The organism is Klebsiella pneumoniae (assembly GCF_000742135.1).
Classification (GTDB): domain Bacteria; phylum Pseudomonadota; class Gammaproteobacteria; order Enterobacterales; family Enterobacteriaceae; genus Klebsiella; species Klebsiella pneumoniae.
Window position 1 is genome coordinate 644900 of sequence record NZ_KN046818.1, and the last position, 16935, is coordinate 661834.

The following is a 16935-nucleotide window of genomic DNA, read 5'->3' on the forward strand; positions in this document are numbered from 1 at the left end:
ATCACCGGGCATTTTTATTTCCAAACCTCCCGCCCGCTACGCTTTTTTTCTTTCTGTCTGCTGCGATAATTACTGCATGGGTACAGTGCAGCGGTGACGCATTGCCCTTGCAGAGGAAAAGACTATGGATTACGAATTTCTGCGCGATATTACCGGAGTGGTAAAGGTGCGAATGTCGATGGATCACGAGGCGATTGGCCACTGGTTCAACGAGGAGGTGAAAGGCAATCTTGCTCTGCTGGACGAAGTGGAGCAGGCTGCGCGCACCGTGAAGGGCAGCGAGCGTTCCTGGCAGCGTGCCGGGCATGAATATACGCTGTGGCTGGATGGCGAAGAGGTGATGATCCGCGCCAATCAGCTGGAGTTTTCCGGCGACGAAATCGAGGAGGGGATGAGCTACTACGACGAAGAAAGTCTCTCTCTGTGCGGTGTTGAGGATTTCCTGCAGGTAGTCGCCGCCTATCGTGAGTTTATGCAGCAGCGTTAATGACGCCTTTTATGTCGGGTGGCGCAGAACTACAGGCCCGGCAAGCAAAAGCGCCGCCGGGCATTCCATAGATTACACGGCAGGAATATTGCGGCCGTAGTAAATCTCGCGCATCTCTTTCCATAGCAGGTCGGTAATGACCTTGCGCTCTTCGGCAGTCAACTCTTCCGGTCGGGTATGGAACATGTAGTGCTTAAGGTCGAACTCCTTGAGCAACATTTTGGTATGGAAGATATTTTCCTGATAAACGTTGACGTCGACCATGTCATACAACGACTTCATATCGTCGGACATAAAGTTCTGAATCGAATTGATTTCATGATCGATAAAATGCTTCATCCCATTGATATCGCGGGTAAAGCCGCGCACGCGGTAGTCAATGGTCACAATGTCCGATTCCAGCTGGTGAATCAGATAGTTCAGCGCTTTAAGCGGGGAAATGACGCCGCACGTTGAAACTTCGATATCGGCGCGGAAGGTGCACAGGCCGCCCTCCGGATGGCTCTCCGGGTAGGTATGCACGCAGATATGGCTCTTATCGAGATGGGCGACCACGGTTTCCGGTAGCGGGCCAGGATGTTCGGTCTGGTCAATCAGCTTGGGATCGACAGGCTCTTCGCTGACCAGAATGGTCACGCTGGCGCCCTGGGGTTCATAATCCTGACGGGCGATATTCAGGATATTGGCGCCAATAATAGAACAGGTTTCTGTCAGGATCTCCGTCAGGCGATTGGCATTATAGAGTTCGTCGATATAGGCGATGTAGCCGTCGCGCTCTTCTGCCGTTTTGGCGTAACAGATATCGTAGATACAAAAACTCAGGCTTTTGGTCAGGTTGTTAAAGCCGTGCAGCTTCAATTTTTTCAATTTAGTTCACCCCCTTATTTCGCGTCACGGTGCGGACAGAGCATCATGCAGATATTGTGGTAAGGCGAAGGCCGCCGTATGGATTGCCGGATTGTAGTAACGGCAGGTCAGGTTGGCTTTGTGAAAGCGCGCCTGAATGATTTCGCTGGAGAGATGGCGCAGCGCCTCATTGTCGCTCGCCCAGGCAAAGGTCATGATCCCGCCGTAATAGGTTGGAATTGCCGCCTGGTAGAAGCTGACGTCGCGAAAATAGTGGCTTAGCTTGCGATGGCTGCCTACCGCTTCATCCTGTTGCAGGAAGCAGACGCCATTCTGGGCAACAAAGATCCCACCCGGGTTCAGGCAGCGTTTGCAGCCTTCATAAAAAGCCGAGGTGAACAGGCTTTCTCCCGGGCCGATAGGGTCGGTACAGTCCGAAATGATCACGTCAAACGTTTGCGTCGTCTGATTAACAAAATTGACGCCATCATCAATCACCAGCGTAAAGCGCGGATCGTCATAGGCGCCGGCGTTATGGTTCGGCAGGTACTGGCGGCAGAATGAAACTACCCCGGCGTCGATTTCCACCATGGTGATGGTTTCGATGCTACGGTGACGAGAGACTTCGCGCAGCATCGCGCCATCGCCGCCGCCAATGATCAACACATGCTTCGCGTTGCCGTGAGCCAGCAGCGGCACATGGGTCATCATTTCGTGATAGATGAACTCGTCGCGTTCGGTGGTTTGTACGACGCCATCCAGCGCCATCACCCGGCCAAAGGCGCGGTTATCAAAGATGATCAGATCCTGATGATCGGTTTTTTCGTGGTACAGCACGTTATCAACGCTAAAATACTGACCAAAATGGTCATGCAGCGTTTCATGCCACAGTGGATTATCGGCCACGATAAGGCTCCTCCTTCGTTAACATCTGTTACACCCGTAAAACGAGTGCAACATCATAGACAACTATAGATGAGGATGCACGGCGGTTATTGCAGCAATGAGGCAGGAATAACAGCCACCGCCCCGGAAGGGCGGTGGAGAGGATGAGGCTATTTTGCCGGCTCGGGTTGGCTATCTACTATCCGCACGGAATAAACCATGGTGGCGCCTGGCGGGATTTTTGGCGGTAATCCTTTACTGCCATAGGCCTTTTCAGGCGGGACGACGAGCGTCACGGAGCCGTGGTTCTGTAGACGCTTCAGCGGTTCGCGAAACACCGGGGGATAGGCATCCAGCTTTTGCGTAAGCGCCTGATCTTTCGCTTCCATATCGTTGATCACCGTCCCGTCCGTCAGCATCTCTTTGATCACCACGGTAACCAGGTCGTTACCGCTTATTTTTCCTTTACCCGGGTAATCGATGCGGCTGTAGACGCCCTCTTTAAAGACCACATCTTTTTTGCGCGCAAACGCCTGCTGATATTTCTTGCCGGCACTGATGTTTTTCTGCTCTATTTTATTCAGGTTCTGAAAAACCTGCTGCGACACATCAAACAGCGCCTTGTTACGTTCCTGCTCTCCGAGACGAAGCTGGCCGCGAAAGGCATCTTCGATGCCCTGCAGCACCAGGCCTGCGTCGACGGTAACTCCCTGAGTGCGACGGGTGGTAAGGACGTTGAGCGCCTCGCTTCCCATCGAGGCGCCGATCGCATAAGCCTGCTGTTCTCCCGATGCGCTGAGTTTGGCAGCGGCGCTCTCGCCGCTGCGCGTTTTGGACTGTACAGAAAGCTGCGTTCTCAGCAGTTCGATTTCATCTTCTTTCATCCGTAGCTGGGCGTTGTCTTTATCCGCCTGCAGGCGATAGGCTGCCACTATGGCCGCCATCTCTGGTGGCTCATTTTTTGGCGCAGCGGCGTCGTTAGCGGGGCCATGCGGCACTTTATCCGCGGCGGCCAGCCGGGTGGACAGTGATTGTTTATCGGCGTTAAGGGCTTTGACCTGATCGAGGGCAGCCTGCTGCGTCTTTTCCGCAGCGGCGAGGCGAATAGTCAGCGACTGCTTATCGGCGTTAAGGGCCTTAACCTGCTCAAGGACGGCCTGTTTCTCTTTTTCCGCGGCGGCCAGCCGGGTCGCCAGCGGCTGTTTGTCAGCGTTAAGCGCTTTAGCCTGGTCAAGAGCGGCCTGCTGCGCCTTCTCCGCAGCGGCGAGGCGAATAGTCAGCGACTGCTTATCGGCGTTAAGGGCCTTAACCTGCTCGAGGACGGCCTGTTTCTCTTTTTCCGCGGCGGCCAGCCGGGTCGCCAGCGGCTGTTTGTCAGCGTTAAGCGCTTTGACCTGCTCAAGAGCGGCCTGTTTCTCTTTTTCCGTTGTGGCCAGTTGGGTCATTAGCGCGTGTTTATCTTTATTAAGCGTGGTAAAGCTGGCGCTGAGGCGTTTATTTTCAGCTTCGGCTTGCTGAATCTGCGTCGTTAATTGCTGGATCTGCTGACGCGCCGCGGCCTGGCTTTGCTGTAGATTATTATTCTGCACAACGCCTGCTTTTTTTATTAATGCCTCTTTTTCTGCAGTAGCGGCGCTTAAGGCGACCTGTAATTCATTAATTCTCTTATTCAACGCCGCTTGCTCATTCGCTCCGGCAGTATCCGTTTGCGGCGTAGCGGCAAGCTGTTTTTTTAATTGCTGTATAAGCTTATCTTTTTGTGCAATCGCCGCCTGCTGGCTGGTGATTCTTTTTTGTAATTGTGAAGTGTTGGTACCGGTTTTTTTATTATCTGCGCTCTGGCGGCTTTCTTGTGTTTGTTTTGCGCTTGCGGCATCGTTTTTTTCTTGCGCCTGAGATTGCTGGGTTTGCTGTTGGGCGTAATCAAGAAAGGCCGGCGCGGCGCCGGCGGTGAAGGGGGTTGAAAGCGCCAGCGCAGCGACGAGCATCAGCAGGGGCGCGTTGAGGGTCAGCGTGGCGGCTCTGTTCATGGCTGTTTGCTTTCACCACGCTGTACCAGGCTATCGATCAGCGTTTTCTGGATATCGGCGCACAGTTTGATGGATTTAAACTGATACATGGAGTCAATGCCAAGCCGGGTAGGATCCGCCACTTTCTCGCGCACGCTATTGTATTGTGACGCCGCGCGCACTAAAGCGTTAAAGTCATTGCTGAGTTTAGTGGCTTGCTGTGGGTTAACCTCTTTTAGCGAATCCAGCGCCTGGCGACAGGATTCAATGCGCGCTTGTTCGCTGGCCGCCCGCTCCTGCTCTGCCTGCTGCTGTGACGTCAGCGGCGTGGCGATCGGTTTAACCGGCTGGCGGGAAGAGGTATTGCTACAGCCGGCTACTAACAGCGCGGCGAGTGGGATAACACGAAATGTCAGCGAGATATTCACAATTTCAGTCCATGAAGTAGGTATATTTTTACCGGATTCTAGAAGGGTGCTTTTTATTTTGCAATATATGAATAATGATATTTTATTAGTTTTTTAGTCATTCTTCATTATTATGGGTTTACTTTATTTGGCAAATTGATAGGTTCGCAATTAAATAAGGTTTGTTTATATACAATAATAAATATAAATATTTAAAGGGGGAAATTGAAATGCTAAAGGCGCGGAGCGTTACCGCCCGCGCAGGGAATTATTTAACGTAAGCCAGCAGGCTGAGCGAATCGCGGGCCAGCGCTTTACATTTTTTCGCCGTCGGAATGTTAATGCCGCTAAGATCGCGATAGCTGTCTTCGCCAAGCGCTTTCATGTTGTAGCTGTCATAGTTGCTCAGGTCCCACTGGTTCTGTTGGGCAAAGAACACCAGCGCGCGACGGATCTGCGTGTTGGGCAGGTTCTGGTAGCCACAGTCGTTTTTCAGAAACACAAAAACCGCGGTTAAATCAGCCATATCTTCCGCTTCGGATTCGCTGAGCGCGTAGCTGTTGGCGGAGAGAGCAAGCAGGCTGCCGAGTACCATTGTTCTGAAAAGCGTCTTCATTTTTTCTACCATTAGATCACCGACGCTTCAAATTAGCATACTTCTTTACACAGCGCCGATCTTTATTCTTACTCTTCTGCTTGACCTTCCCGTTACGGTAGGGTTTAAGCTCAAATATTCGCCCGCAGAATAAAAGGATGTGAATATGCAACGTCGAGACTTCCTCAAACTGACCGCCGCGGTCGGCATGGCCAGCGCATTGCCGTTATGGAGCCGGGCGGTCTTTGCCGCCAGTCGCCCGGCTCTGCCGATACCGTCGCTGTTAGCCGCCGATGCGCGCAACCGCATCGCGCTCAGGATCCAGGCGGGCAAAACGCGGTTTGGCGCCCTGAATGCCACTACCTGGGGCTACAACGGGTCGCTGCTGGGCCCTGCGCTGCAGTTGACGCAGGGGAAGACCGTCACGGTGGATATTACTAACCAGCTGGCGGAAGAGACCACGCTGCACTGGCATGGTCTGGAGGTACCGGGCGAGGTCGACGGGGGGCCACAGGGGGTTATCGCGCCGGGTGCCACCCGCACGGTAAGCTTCACGCCAACGCAGCGGGCGGCGACCTGCTGGTTTCATCCGCATCAGCATGGAAGCACCGGCCGGCAGGTGGCGATGGGCCTGGCCGGCCTGGTGCTGATCGAGGATGAAGAGAGCGGGCGCCTGCTGCTGCCTAAGCAGTGGGGAATCGATGATGTGCCGGTGATCGTCCAGGATAAGAAGTTCACCGCCGCCGGCGAGATCGACTATCAGCTGGATGTGATGAGCGCCGCCGTCGGCTGGTTTGGCGATACGCTACTGACCAATGGGGCCCTCTATCCCGAACATGCCGCGCCGCGCGGCTGGCTGCGCCTGCGCTTGCTGAACGGCTGTAATGCCCGTTCCCTCAATTTTGCCACCAGCGATAAGCGCCCGCTGTACGTAGTGGCCAGCGATGGCGGTCTGTTGGCCGAGCCGGTCAAGGTCGATGAATTGCCGGTCTTGATGGGGGAACGCTTTGAGGTGCTGGTGGACACCAGCGACGGTAAACCTTTCGATCTGGTGACCCTGCCGGTGAGCCAGATGGGCATGGCGATTGCGCCTTTTGATAAACCACAGCCGGTACTGCGCGTCCAGCCGCTGGTCATTCCCGCCTCCGGCAAGCTGCTGGATACTCTGGCCGCTCTCCCGGCGTTACCGTCCCTGACGGGGCTGACGCAGCGTCAGCTCCAGCTGTCGATGGATCCGATGCTCGACCGGATGGGCATGCAGGCGCTGATGGAGAAGTATGGCGACCAGGCGATGGCCGGAATGGATCACGGCATGATGGGGCATGGCGACATGAGCGACATGGGGAATATGCATCACGGCGACATGAGCATGAACCACGGATCCGGCATGGAGCATGGCATGTCGTCAGGCGAGGGCTTTGATTTCCATAACGCCAACCGCATCAACGGCAAAGCCTTCGACATGAATGAGCCGATGTTTGCCGCCGCCAGAGGCCAGTATGAGCGCTGGGTGATTTCTGGTAAGGGCGACATGATGTTGCATCCGTTCCATATCCACGGCACCCAGTTCCGTATCCTCAGCGAAAACGGCAAGCCGCCAGCGGCGCATCGTCGCGGCTGGAAAGACACCGTTCGTGTGGAAGGGGACGTGAGTGAAGTATTAGTGAAGTTTGATCATCCGGCGCCGAAGGAGTTTGCCTATATGGCACACTGCCACCTGCTGGAACATGAAGACACCGGGATGATGTTGGGGTTCACGGTTTAAGTCTCTGCGACCTGCTGCCATCCCCAACGGGAAGAAGGACGGAACACCAAAAAAAACGGCAACTTTCGTTGCCGTTTTGCGTTTTATTTGGCGTCATCCGGGAGCGCATAGGCGACAATATAATCGCCCATTTTGGTACCGAACGAGCCGTGACCGCCGGCAGAGATGACAACATACTGTTTGCCATTCACTTCGTAGGTCATCGGAGTCGCCTGACCGCCGGCTGGCAGACGGGCTTCCCACAGCTTCTCGCCGTTGCTCATATTGTACGCGCGCAGGTAGTTATCTGCAGTCGCGCCGATGAACAGGACGTTACCGGCCGTGGAGATCGGACCGCCCAGCATCGGCATCCCCATGGTAAACGGCAGTTTAACCGGCATCGGGAACGGCAGGCTGTCCTGCGGAGTACCGATACGTTTTTTCCATACCACTTCGTTGGTTTTCAGATCCAGGGCGGAGATATACCCCCAGGCCGGCTGTTTGCACGGCAGGCCGAACGGCGACAGGAACGGGTTCAGCGTTACGCCGTACGGGACGCCGTACTGCGGCTGCACGCCGGACTCGGTACCAGAGCCTTTCGCATCTTTCGGCGGCTCCATCGGATTGCCTGGCCCGCGCGGGATCAGTTTTGAGACGAAAGGCAGCGCCATCGGGTTGGCGATAGCCACCTGACGGTTCGGATCGACGGAGATACCGCCCCATTCAAACATCCCCAGGTTACCCGGGAACACCAGCGTGCCCTGCTCAGACGGCGGGGTGAAGATACCTTCATAGCGCAGCTGGTGGAAGATCACGCGGCACACCAACTGGTCGAACATAGTGGCGCCCCACATGTCCGCGCCGGTCAGATCTTTCTTCGGACGGAAGCTCAGATCGGAGAAGGGCTGGGTTTTGGTAACGTAATCACCTTTGGCAGCGCCCTGCGGTACTGGTTTTTCCGGCGCCGGGACCACCAGCTCGCCGTTACGACGATCCAGCACGAAGATGTTGCCGGTTTTCGCCGGGGCATAGATGACCGGTACGGTTTTGCCGTTGACCTCAATATCAGCCAGCGTCGGCTGGGAAGGCATGTCCATATCCCACAGATCGTGATGGACGGTCTGATAGCTCCAGGCCAGCTTACCGGTGGTGGCGTTCAGTGCCACAATCGAGCTGGCATAACGCTCTTGCTCCGGCGTACGGTTGCCGCCCCAGATGTCCGGAGTGGTCACGCCCATCGGCAGATAGACCAGATCCAGCTTAGCGTCGTAGGCGGCAGGCGCCCATGAGTTCGGCGAGTTGAGCGTGAAGTGATGTTCATCGCTCGGGATGGCGTTCGGATCTTTCGCACCCGGATCGAAGGCCCACAGCAGTTTACCGGTATTCACATCAAAGCCGCGGATCACGCCTGACGGCTCGCGGGTAGAGAAGTTATCGGTGACCGCGCCGGCAATCACGATGGTTTTATCGGTGATGATCGGCGGTGAAGTGGGTTCATACATGCCCGGCGTGGTGACCGGCATGTTGGTCTGCAGATTGAGAATACCTTTATTAGCAAAGGTTTCGCACAGCTTACCGTTGTCGGCGTTTACCGCGAACAGGCGACCATCGTTCACCGGCAGGATAATGCGGCGCGGACAGTCGGCGACGACGTCGGCAGGGGCGTTATCCGCTTTCGCTTCGTGATAAGAAACACCGCGGCAGGTGACGTGCTGGAACGACGGATCGGCGTTCAGCTGCGGGTCAAAATGCCACTTCTCTTTACCGGTGGCGGCGTCCAGCGCAAACAGGCGCTGGTGAGCGGTACACAGGAAGAGCGTATCGCCGACTTTAATCGGCGTCACTTCGTTAGTGATTTCACCCGGATCGTTCGGCTGTTTCAGGTCGCCGGTGCGGAACACCCAGGCTTCCTTCAGGTTCTTCACGTTATCGGCGTTAATCTGCTTCAGCGGGGAGAAGCGCTGGCCTTCCTGGTTACGGCCATAGGCCGGCCAGTCGCCGTCGGCGACGGTGGAAATCGGTGCGGCCGGCGTAGCGTCGGCGCTCAGGGTGCCGTTGACTTCCTGCGGGTCGTTAAAACCAGCCCAGGTCAGCATGCCGCCGCTGATCAGCAGGGCGACGACCAGCGCGCCAACGGCGCCAGCGGAAGGCACCGGCAGACGACGCCAGACAAAGGGCAGGATCAGCCAGATGCCAAAGAAGACGAGGATATCGCTACGCGGCGTCAACGCCCAGAAGTCGAAACCAACTTCCCAGACGCCCCAGATCATGGTCGCCAGCAGCAGCGCGGCGTACAGCCACAGCGCAGCGCGCTTGCCGCGGAACAGCATTACGGTCACGCCCAGCATCACCAGCCCGGCGATAGGGTAGTACCAGGAGCCGCCAAGCACGACCAGCCATGCCCCGCCGATTAATAGATAGAGGCCGCAGAACGCTGCAAATAGCGCAGTCAGCGTCACCAGGAGCCTTGATTGTTGAGACTTTGTTTCAGCCATAAAAAGTTACTCATGTGTTTGTTAAATTTTTTAACTGCAATTAATTATAGGATTTAACAAGTGTGATCGGAATCACAAATATGGCTTTATTAATCCCTGCACCGAAGATTTCTTTTTGCTGGTATACTGGATGGCTTGCCGGTCATCGTCGGGGCGAAAGCAGCGGCTTTGATGATTTATATTTAGAATCAAATGGTTAGTATTATGAAACATACTGTAGAAGTGATGATCCCGGAATCCGAGATCAAAGCGCGTATCGCGGAACTGGGTCGTCAAATCAACGAACATTATCAGAACAGCGGCAGCGAAATGGTGCTGGTGGGGCTGCTGCGCGGCTCGTTTATGTTCATGGCAGACCTGTGCCGTGAAGTGCAGGTGCCGCATGAAGTCGATTTTATGACCGCCTCCAGCTACGGCAGCGGCATGTCCACCACTCGTGATGTGAAAATCCTTAAAGATCTGGATGAAGACATCCGTGGTAAAGACGTTCTGATCGTGGAAGACATCATCGACTCCGGCAATACCCTGTCTAAAGTTCGCGAAATCCTCAGCCTGCGCGAGCCGAAATCGCTGGCCATTTGTACGCTACTTGATAAACCCAGCCGCCGCGAAGTGAACGTCCCGGTTGAATACGTCGGTTTCGCGATTCCGGATGAGTTCGTGGTGGGCTACGGTATCGACTATGCTCAGCGCTACCGCCATCTGCCGTATATCGGCAAAGTCACCCTGCTGGACGAGTAAGGTGATATCCCACTCTGGACAGCGCACGCCGCGCTCTCCAGGGTGGCGAAGTCTGAAGGCTATCTGTGGTTGATGTGCTTGATCTTGAGGTTGGAGATCCCGTGGCGATAGCGCTGTTCGAGGGTTTCCCTGCTCACAGCGGTGACATCCAGATCGCGCAGCAGTCCGTCGTGAATCCCGTAAGCCCAGCCGTGGATGGTCACCTTCTGTCCGCGCTTCCACGCGGATTGCATAATCGTCGAATGTCCCAGATTGTACACCTGTTCCATCACGTTCAGTTCACAAAGGGTATCCAGACGGCGCTCCTCTGGCATTTCACCGAGCAGCGAGCTGTGCTTAAACCAGATATCGCGGATATGCAGCAGCCAGTTGTCGATAAGCCCCAGCTCCGGGTTCTCCACCGCCGCCTGCACGCCGCCGCAGCCGTAGTGGCCGCAGATAATAATGTGCTCGACTTCCAGGACATCGACGGCATACTGCACCACCGACAGACAATTGAGATCGGTGTGGATCACCAGGTTCGCTACGTTACGATGCACGAACAGTTCGCCAGGCTCCAGGCCGGTGAGTCGCTCAGCGGGAACGCGGCTGTCCGAACAGCCAATCCACAGGAAGCGCGGTTTCTGCGTCTGCGACAGTTTCTCAAAAAAGCCGGGGTCCTCTTCCACCAGCATTTTTGACCATAGTGCATTGTTGCTGATGAGTGTATCTATATCATTCATGGACGTTATCGGCCTGTAACCAAGTAAGTGCGTTGCGCTAATATAGGGTAAGCTCACCTTTTTTAAAACCATCTTAACCCGTGATACTTCAGGCTGCAGATGCGTTGGCGGCGTCAGCGCCGGTCCAGCGCAAACGTGAGTCAGGCGGGTTAATGACGTGTCACGACACGAGAAGAGATATTTAATGACCATTGCTCTGGAATTAAAACAGCTCAAAAAAACCTATCCCGGCGGGGTTCAGGCGCTGCGGGGGATCGACCTGCAGGTCGAAGCGGGGGATTTTTATGCCCTGCTGGGCCCGAACGGGGCCGGAAAATCCACGACCATCGGCATCATCAGCTCGCTGGTGAACAAAACCTCTGGTCAGGTCAATGTCTTTGGCTACGATCTGGAGAAAGACGTCGTCAATGCCAAGCGCCAGCTTGGCCTGGTGCCGCAGGAGTTTAACTTCAACCCGTTCGAAACCGTGCAGCAGATCGTCGTTAACCAGGCGGGCTACTACGGCGTTGAGCGTAAAGAAGCCCTTTCCCGCAGTGAAAAGTATTTAAAACAGCTCGACCTGTGGGAAAAACGCAACGAACGCGCGAGGATGCTCTCCGGCGGGATGAAGCGCCGTCTGATGATCGCCCGCGCGTTGATGCATGAGCCGAAGCTGCTGATCCTCGACGAACCGACCGCCGGCGTCGATATTGAACTGCGTCGCTCGATGTGGGGCTTTCTCAAGGATCTCAACGATCGCGGAACCACCATTATCCTGACCACCCACTATCTCGAAGAGGCCGAAATGCTATGTCGCAACATCGGCATCATCCAGCACGGCGAGCTGGTGGAAAACACCTCGATGAAAGCGCTGCTGTCGAAGCTGAAGTCAGAGACCTTTATTCTTGACCTCGCGCCAAAAAGCCCGGTGCCGAAGCTCGAAGGCTATCAGTACCAGCTGGTCGATACCTCGACGCTGGAAGTGGAGGTTCTGCGTGAGCAGGGAATTAACAGCGTCTTCGCGCAGCTGAGCGCCCAGGGGGTGCAGGTACTGAGTATGCGTAACAAAGCCAACCGTCTGGAAGAGCTGTTTGTCACGCTGGTGCATGAGCGAAAAGGAGAATCAGCATGATGCAGCTTTATTGGGTCGCGCTGAAAAGCATCTGGACCAAAGAGATCCACCGTTTTATGCGCATCTGGGTGCAGACGCTGGTGCCGCCGGTGATCACCATGACCCTGTATTTCGTGATCTTTGGCAACCTGATCGGCTCGCGTATTGGTGAGATGCATGGTTTTACCTATATGCAGTTTATCGTCCCGGGCCTGATCATGATGGCGGTGATCACTAACGCTTACGCCAACGTCGCTTCATCCTTCTTCAGCGCCAAGTTTCAGCGCAATATTGAAGAGCTGCTGGTGGCGCCAGTGCCGACGCATGTGATTATCGCCGGCTACGTGGGCGGCGGGGTAGCGCGAGGACTGTGCGTAGGTATCCTGGTGACCGCGGTGTCGCTATTCTTTGTGCCGTTCCAGGTTCACTCCTGGCTGTTTGTCGCCCTGACGCTGCTCCTCACCGCGGTGCTGTTCTCGCTGGCCGGGCTGCTGAACGCGGTGTTTGCCAAGACCTTTGATGACATTAGCCTGATCCCGACCTTTGTGCTGACGCCGCTGACCTATCTCGGCGGGGTGTTCTACTCGCTGACCCTGCTGCCGCCGTTCTGGCAGGGGCTGTCGCATCTGAACCCCATCGTCTACATGATCAGCGGTTTTCGCTTCGGCTTCCTCGGTATCAACGACGTCCCGCTGGCGACCACCTTCGCCGTGCTGGTGGTGTTCATTGTCGCCTTCTATCTGCTGTGCTGGTCGTTAATTCAGCGCGGTCGCGGCCTGCGTAGCTGATACTCATCATGGTTAGCGCTTCCTGAAGTAAATATGCGAAGCGCTAACCGCTTATCTTTGACTCCCATCACCGATACGTCATCTTCACCTTGCTACATTATTCGCTGGCTAAGGAGGGAAGCATGCTCGGATGGGTCATTACCTGTCACGATGAGCTGGCGCAGGAGATGCTGGATCGTCTTGAACAAAAGTTTGGTCCGCTGGCCCAGTGCCGGGCGGTCAATTACTGGCGCAATCTCAGCAGCAATATGTTGAGCCGGATGATGTGCGATGCGCTGCATGCCACCGACTCCGGGGACGGGGTCATTTTTCTCACTGACAAAACCGGTGCGGCGCCTTATCGGGCCGCGGCGCTGATGAGTCACAAACATACCCACTGCGAAGTGATCTCCGGCGTCAGCTATCCACTCCTTGAGCGAATGTATCTCCTGCGAGGCACGTTAAGCAGCGTGGCGTTTCGCCAGGCGATCGTCAGCGCGGGCGGGCCGATGGTGAGCAGCCTGTGGCATCAGCAGCAGAAGAACCCCCCGTTCCGGTTGCGCCATGATGCCTGGGGAAATTAAGCAGCGGGACAGATACCGCTTTTGTTACAATAACCGCCGTTGATGGTATAACGGTTTGATGCGTATGCTTGCCCGATTTTTGACCCTGCTTCTTTTCCTGACCTCACTCAGCGCCTCCGCCAGCCTGCTTAGCCAGCAGGGCAAGGCTGTGCGCTATATGCAAACCACCGAAGACGCGGTCATCTGGGCGCAGGTGGGAAACCATGTGGTCAGCGTCGGCAATGTTCGTGCCGGGCAGATCCTCGCAGTCGTCCCGACGGCGGCTGACTACTATGAGTTTCGTTTCGGCTTTGGCACCGGGTTTATTGATAAAGGGCATCTCGAGCCGGTGCAGGGCAAGCAGCGGGTGGAGGACCGTCTGGGGGATCTTAATAAACCGCTGAGTAACCAAAATTTACTCACCTGGAAAGATACACCGCTCTATGACGCTCCCTCGGTAAGCAGCGCGCCGTTCGGCACGCTGGCCAACAATCTGCGCTATCCGATCCTCAGCAAGCTGAAGGACCGGCTCAATCAGACCTGGTTTCAGATCCGCATTGGCGACCGGCTGGCGTGGGTCAGTAGTCTGGACGCGCAGGAGGATCACGGTATTCCCGTGCTGACCTATCACCATATTCTGCGCGATGAAGAGAACACCCGTTTTCGTCATACGTCGACCACCACCTCGGTTCGCGCCTTCACGAATCAGATGACCTGGCTGCGCGATCAGGGCTATACCACGCTGACCCTGTATCAGCTGGAAGGCTATGTGCGTAATAAAATCAATCTCCCGGCGCGGGCGGTGGCGATCACTTTCGATGATGGCTTGAAATCGGTGAACCGCTACGCCTATCCGGTGCTGAAACAGTACGGTTTCCATGCCACCGCGTTTATTATCTCCTCGCGTATTAAGCGCCATCCGCAGAAGTGGGATCCGAAATCCCTGCAGTTTATGAGCATTTCCGAGCTATGCCAGATCCAGGACGTCTTTGATATTCAGTCGCATACTCACTTCCTGCATCGGGTTGACGCCGGCCGGCGGCCGATTTTATTCAGTCGCAATTACCATAATATTCTGTTTGATTTCGCCCGCTCGCGCCGGGCGCTGAGCCAGTTTAATCCGCACGTTCTCTACCTTTCCTATCCCTTCGGCGGCTATAACGCTACGGCGGTGCAGGCGGCGAATGACGCCGGGTTTCATATGGCGGTAACGACGGTGCGTGGGAAGGTGAAGCCGGGGGACAATCCGTTTCTGTTAAAGCGGTTATATATCTTACGCACGGATTCGCTGGAGACGATGTCGCGGCTGATCAGTAACCAGCCGCAGGGGTAATACCGACGCTGCGCCTGAGCGCAGCGTCGCGGCCATCAGGCGACCTGTACCGGAATAGCTTTCGCCTGGCGCTTCATTTCGTTGTCGCCTTCGAAGTAGGCGATGTTAGGCTGCCAGCTGCGCGCCTCTTCGTCCGACATGGTAACGAAGCTGGCGATGATCAAAATATCGCCGACGCTGGCGCAGTGCGCGGCGGCGCCGTTAACGGAGATGATCCGGGAGCCCCGCTCGGCGGCAATGGCGTAGGTGGAGAAACGGTTGCCGTTGGTGACGTTCCAGAGGTGAATAGTTTCATTCTCCAGAATACCGGCCGCATCCAGGAAGTCCTGGTCAATGGCGCAAGAACCTTCATAGTGCAGGTCCGCCTGCGTGACTTTTACGCGGTGGAGCTTGCCCTGCAGCATATTACGCATCATAACTTCTACCCTTCAACCTTAATGTAGCAGAGCGGACACGGCGCCCGCCCTGAGAAAAGCCCGGGCAGTATTGCCCGATTTTTACCCGCTGTCTACTGAGCGAGCGTGACGATCCGGTTGTCGATCAGGCGAGCCTGCCCCAGCCAGGCGGCCATCAGGATCACCGCGCGCTGGCTGGCATCGGTCAGCTCAAGCAGGGTGTCGGCATCGCGGATCTGAATGTCGTCGGCGCGGAAGCCTTTCTCATTCAGCTCCTGTTCAGCGATAGCGATGATCTCATCGAGCTGCCGATCGCCGGCGGCCAGCTTTTCCGCCACCGCGCTCAGCACTTTATACAGACCAGGCGCGATTTTGCGCTGGTCGGCGGTCAGGTAGCCGTTACGCGAACTCAGCGCCAGGCCATCTTTCGCGCGGACGATCGGCACGCCGATGATCTCAATGTCGTAGCCCATGTCGGCGACCATCTTGCGGATCAGCGCCAACTGCTGGAAGTCTTTCTCGCCGAAGCAGGCGACGTCTGGTTGAACAAGGTTGAACAGCTTACTGACGATGGTCGACACGCCGCGGAAATGGCCCGGGCGGCTGGCGCCTTCGAGCATGGTGGATAATCCCGGAACGTCGACGTAGGTCTGGCCTTCAGTACCCTGGGGGTACACTTCCGCCGGCGTCGGCGCGAAGACAAAGTCGACATGACGTTTGTTCAGCTTTTCGCAATCATCCTGTAAGGTGCGCGGGTAGCGCGCCAGGTCGTCGACGCGGTCAAACTGCATCGGATTGACGAAAATACTGACCACCACCACGTCCGCACTGGCTTTGGCTTCATCAACCAGCTTCATATGACCATCATGCAGGTTGCCCATTGTCGGGACCAACGCGATACGCTTACCTTCCTGACGCAGACGGCGGATATGCTGCCGCAGCAGCAGTACGGATTCAATAATCAGCACAACAAGACTCCTTAATGGAAACTGTGTTCTTCGCCCGGATAGACTCCGGATTCGACTTCGGCAATATACTGCCGCACCGCGGCGCGGATGTCGCCCGCTTCGGCAAGGAAATTCTTGGCAAATTTAGGAATGTGGCCGCCGGTAATGCCGAAAGCGTCATGCATCACGAGGATTTGCCCGTCGGTGACGTTGCCCGCGCCGATGCCGATCACTGGAATGGTCAGAGCGTCGGTGATGCGCTTCGCCAGTTCAACCGGCACGCACTCCAGGACCAACAGCTGCGCACCCGCCGCCTCCAGCGCTAACGCGTCTTCAAACAGGGTCTGCGCCGCATCGCCGCGACCCTGCACTTTATACCCACCGAATACGTTCACCGACTGCGGCGTCAGGCCAAGATGGCCGCAAACCGGCACCGCGCGCTCCGCCAGCATCCTCACGGTGTCGGCCAGCCAGGCGCCGCCCTCGAGTTTGACCATATTGGCGCCAGCGCGCATCACGATGGCGGCATTTGCAAAGGTCTGCTCGGGGGTGGCATAGGCCATGAACGGCAGGTCGGCAAGCAGCAGGCTGTTTGGCGCGCCGCGGCGGACGGCGCGGGTGTGATAGGCGATATCTTCCACGGTAACCGGCAGGGTGGAGTCGTGACCCTGCACCGTCATTCCCAGCGAGTCGCCTACCAGCAGCACATTTATGCCTTCATCGGCGAACAGCTTCGCGAAGCTGTGATCGTAGGCGGTAATGGTGGCAAAGCGCTTCTTTTCCTGTTTGCATTTCTGCAGCAGGGCAATGGTGGTCGGTTTCATAACATTTCCTGATGATGAAAGTCATATTAACCGGCATTCTAACAGCAGCATTCAGAGGGGCAATGATTTTGGGCAACCGATTACG

The 16935-nt window shown here is 56.1% G+C and carries 18 protein-coding genes and 1 pseudogene; 8 read left to right on the plus strand and 11 right to left on the minus strand.

Annotation, left to right across the window (positions count from 1 at the left end; translation table 11 throughout):
- Positions 1–124: 124 nt before the first annotated feature.
- Complete coding sequence (gene yacL / locus DR88_RS21945; RefSeq protein WP_002888737.1) at positions 125–487, plus strand: protein YacL; 363 nt, start codon at positions 125–127, stop codon at positions 485–487.
- A gap of 72 nt (positions 488–559) precedes the next feature.
- On the opposite strand, the gene speD is transcribed toward yacL, so the two are convergent.
- The 6 genes and pseudogenes from speD to DR88_RS21920 all read right to left on the minus strand — a co-directional run bounded on the left by speD (position 560) and on the right by DR88_RS21920 (position 5250).
- On the minus strand, positions 560–1354 hold the full coding sequence (gene speD, locus DR88_RS21940; protein WP_002888739.1) for an adenosylmethionine decarboxylase: 795 nt from the start codon (positions 1352–1354) through the stop codon (positions 560–562).
- Between the two features lie 24 nt (positions 1355–1378).
- Complete coding sequence (gene speE / locus DR88_RS21935; protein WP_002888741.1) at positions 1379–2239, minus strand: polyamine aminopropyltransferase; 861 nt, start codon at positions 2237–2239, stop codon at positions 1379–1381.
- A gap of 149 nt (positions 2240–2388) precedes the next feature.
- Positions 2389–3162 carry an FKBP-type peptidyl-prolyl cis-trans isomerase gene (locus DR88_RS31820; protein ID WP_306174558.1) on the minus strand — a complete coding sequence of 258 codons (774 nt, stop codon included), beginning with the start codon at positions 3160–3162 and terminating at the stop codon, positions 2389–2391.
- Positions 3163–3423: 261 nt separating this feature from the next.
- Positions 3424–3663 (minus strand): annotated as a pseudogene (locus tag DR88_RS31825) (peptidylprolyl isomerase); the annotation flags it as partial.
- A gap of 581 nt (positions 3664–4244) precedes the next feature.
- The gene (locus DR88_RS21925; protein ID WP_004191979.1) at positions 4245–4655 is read right to left on the minus strand and encodes a YuaE family lipoprotein; all 411 of its coding nucleotides are present in this window, start codon (positions 4653–4655) and stop codon (positions 4245–4247) included.
- Positions 4656–4902: 247 nt separating this feature from the next.
- Positions 4903–5250 carry a YacC family pilotin-like protein gene (locus DR88_RS21920; protein WP_002888808.1) on the minus strand — a complete coding sequence of 116 codons (348 nt, stop codon included), beginning with the start codon at positions 5248–5250 and terminating at the stop codon, positions 4903–4905.
- Positions 5251–5395: 145 nt separating this feature from the next.
- Between DR88_RS21920 and cueO the strand changes: the two genes are divergently transcribed.
- The gene (cueO, locus tag DR88_RS21915) at positions 5396–6994 is read left to right on the plus strand and encodes a multicopper oxidase CueO (protein WP_004147105.1); all 1599 of its coding nucleotides are present in this window, start codon (positions 5396–5398) and stop codon (positions 6992–6994) included.
- 83 nt (positions 6995–7077) lie between these two features.
- On the opposite strand, the gene DR88_RS21910 is transcribed toward cueO, so the two are convergent.
- Positions 7078–9468, minus strand: a complete 2391-nt coding sequence (locus DR88_RS21910; RefSeq protein WP_002888816.1) for a glucose/quinate/shikimate family membrane-bound PQQ-dependent dehydrogenase — start codon at positions 9466–9468, stop codon at positions 7078–7080.
- Between the two features lie 80 nt (positions 9469–9548).
- Between DR88_RS21910 and DR88_RS30325 the strand changes: the two genes are divergently transcribed.
- Positions 9549–9668, plus strand: coding sequence for a hypothetical protein (locus tag DR88_RS30325; protein WP_012542835.1), 120 nt, complete (start codon positions 9549–9551; stop codon positions 9666–9668).
- A 4-nt stretch (positions 9669–9672) separates the two neighbouring features.
- Positions 9673–10209, plus strand: a complete 537-nt coding sequence (hpt, locus tag DR88_RS21905; protein WP_002888819.1) for a hypoxanthine phosphoribosyltransferase — start codon at positions 9673–9675, stop codon at positions 10207–10209.
- 59 nt (positions 10210–10268) lie between these two features.
- Here hpt and can read toward each other — a convergent pair whose 3' ends face one another.
- Positions 10269–10931, minus strand: a complete 663-nt coding sequence (gene can, locus DR88_RS21900) for a carbonate dehydratase (protein ID WP_002888821.1) — start codon at positions 10929–10931, stop codon at positions 10269–10271.
- 184 nt (positions 10932–11115) lie between these two features.
- Between can and DR88_RS21895 the strand changes: the two genes are divergently transcribed.
- From DR88_RS21895 to DR88_RS21880, 4 genes are all read left to right on the plus strand, one after another.
- Positions 11116–12042 carry an ABC transporter ATP-binding protein gene (locus DR88_RS21895; protein ID WP_002888823.1) on the plus strand — a complete coding sequence of 309 codons (927 nt, stop codon included), beginning with the start codon at positions 11116–11118 and terminating at the stop codon, positions 12040–12042.
- A complete protein-coding gene (locus DR88_RS21890; RefSeq protein ID WP_002888827.1) occupies positions 12039–12809 on the plus strand; it encodes an ABC transporter permease in 771 nt (256 codons plus the stop codon). Before DR88_RS21895 ends, DR88_RS21890 begins: the two co-directional genes overlap by 4 nt.
- 122 nt (positions 12810–12931) lie before the next feature.
- Positions 12932–13372: a PTS sugar transporter subunit IIA gene (locus tag DR88_RS21885; RefSeq protein WP_004177394.1), complete on the plus strand. Its 441-nt coding sequence runs from the start codon at positions 12932–12934 to the stop codon at positions 13370–13372.
- A 58-nt stretch (positions 13373–13430) separates the two neighbouring features.
- Positions 13431–14684, plus strand: a complete 1254-nt coding sequence (locus DR88_RS21880) for a polysaccharide deacetylase family protein (RefSeq protein ID WP_004147109.1) — start codon at positions 13431–13433, stop codon at positions 14682–14684.
- A 35-nt stretch (positions 14685–14719) separates the two neighbouring features.
- On the opposite strand, the gene panD is transcribed toward DR88_RS21880, so the two are convergent.
- The 3 genes from panD to panB form a co-directional block, all read right to left on the minus strand.
- A complete protein-coding gene (gene panD / locus DR88_RS21875) occupies positions 14720–15100 on the minus strand; it encodes an aspartate 1-decarboxylase (protein ID WP_002888834.1) in 381 nt (126 codons plus the stop codon).
- A 92-nt stretch (positions 15101–15192) separates the two neighbouring features.
- Positions 15193–16047 carry a pantoate--beta-alanine ligase gene (gene panC, locus DR88_RS21870; RefSeq protein WP_002888835.1) on the minus strand — a complete coding sequence of 285 codons (855 nt, stop codon included), beginning with the start codon at positions 16045–16047 and terminating at the stop codon, positions 15193–15195.
- An 11-nt stretch (positions 16048–16058) separates the two neighbouring features.
- Positions 16059–16850 (minus strand): 3-methyl-2-oxobutanoate hydroxymethyltransferase, encoded by a 792-nt coding sequence (gene panB / locus DR88_RS21865; protein WP_002888841.1) that lies wholly within the window; start codon positions 16848–16850, stop codon positions 16059–16061.
- Positions 16851–16935: the final 85 nt, after the last annotated feature.

Bases quoted from the DNA above. Each gene is read 5' to 3' on its own strand.
- DR88_RS21920 (WP_002888808.1), bottom strand. From the start codon at position 5,250: ATGAAGACGCTTTTCAGAACAATGGTACTCGGCAGCCTGCTTGCTCTC.
- DR88_RS21895 (WP_002888823.1), top strand. From the start codon at position 11,116: ATGACCATTGCTCTGGAATTAAAACAGCTCAAAAAAACCTATCCCGGC.
- cueO (WP_004147105.1), top strand. From the start codon at position 5,396: ATGCAACGTCGAGACTTCCTCAAACTGACCGCCGCGGTCGGCATGGCC.
- DR88_RS21885 (WP_004177394.1), top strand. From the start codon at position 12,932: ATGCTCGGATGGGTCATTACCTGTCACGATGAGCTGGCGCAGGAGATG.
- DR88_RS31820 (WP_306174558.1), bottom strand. From the start codon at position 3,162: ATGGCGGCCATAGTGGCAGCCTATCGCCTGCAGGCGGATAAAGACAAC.
- DR88_RS21880 (WP_004147109.1), top strand. From the start codon at position 13,431: ATGCGTATGCTTGCCCGATTTTTGACCCTGCTTCTTTTCCTGACCTCA.
- hpt (WP_002888819.1), top strand. From the start codon at position 9,673: ATGAAACATACTGTAGAAGTGATGATCCCGGAATCCGAGATCAAAGCG.
- can (WP_002888821.1), bottom strand. From the start codon at position 10,931: ATGAATGATATAGATACACTCATCAGCAACAATGCACTATGGTCAAAA.
- DR88_RS30325 (WP_012542835.1), top strand. From the start codon at position 9,549: ATGGCTTTATTAATCCCTGCACCGAAGATTTCTTTTTGCTGGTATACT.
- yacL (WP_002888737.1), top strand. From the start codon at position 125: ATGGATTACGAATTTCTGCGCGATATTACCGGAGTGGTAAAGGTGCGA.
- DR88_RS21910 (WP_002888816.1), bottom strand. From the start codon at position 9,468: ATGGCTGAAACAAAGTCTCAACAATCAAGGCTCCTGGTGACGCTGACT.
- panB (WP_002888841.1), bottom strand. From the start codon at position 16,850: ATGAAACCGACCACCATTGCCCTGCTGCAGAAATGCAAACAGGAAAAG.
- DR88_RS21890 (WP_002888827.1), top strand. From the start codon at position 12,039: ATGATGCAGCTTTATTGGGTCGCGCTGAAAAGCATCTGGACCAAAGAG.
- panD (WP_002888834.1), bottom strand. From the start codon at position 15,100: ATGATGCGTAATATGCTGCAGGGCAAGCTCCACCGCGTAAAAGTCACG.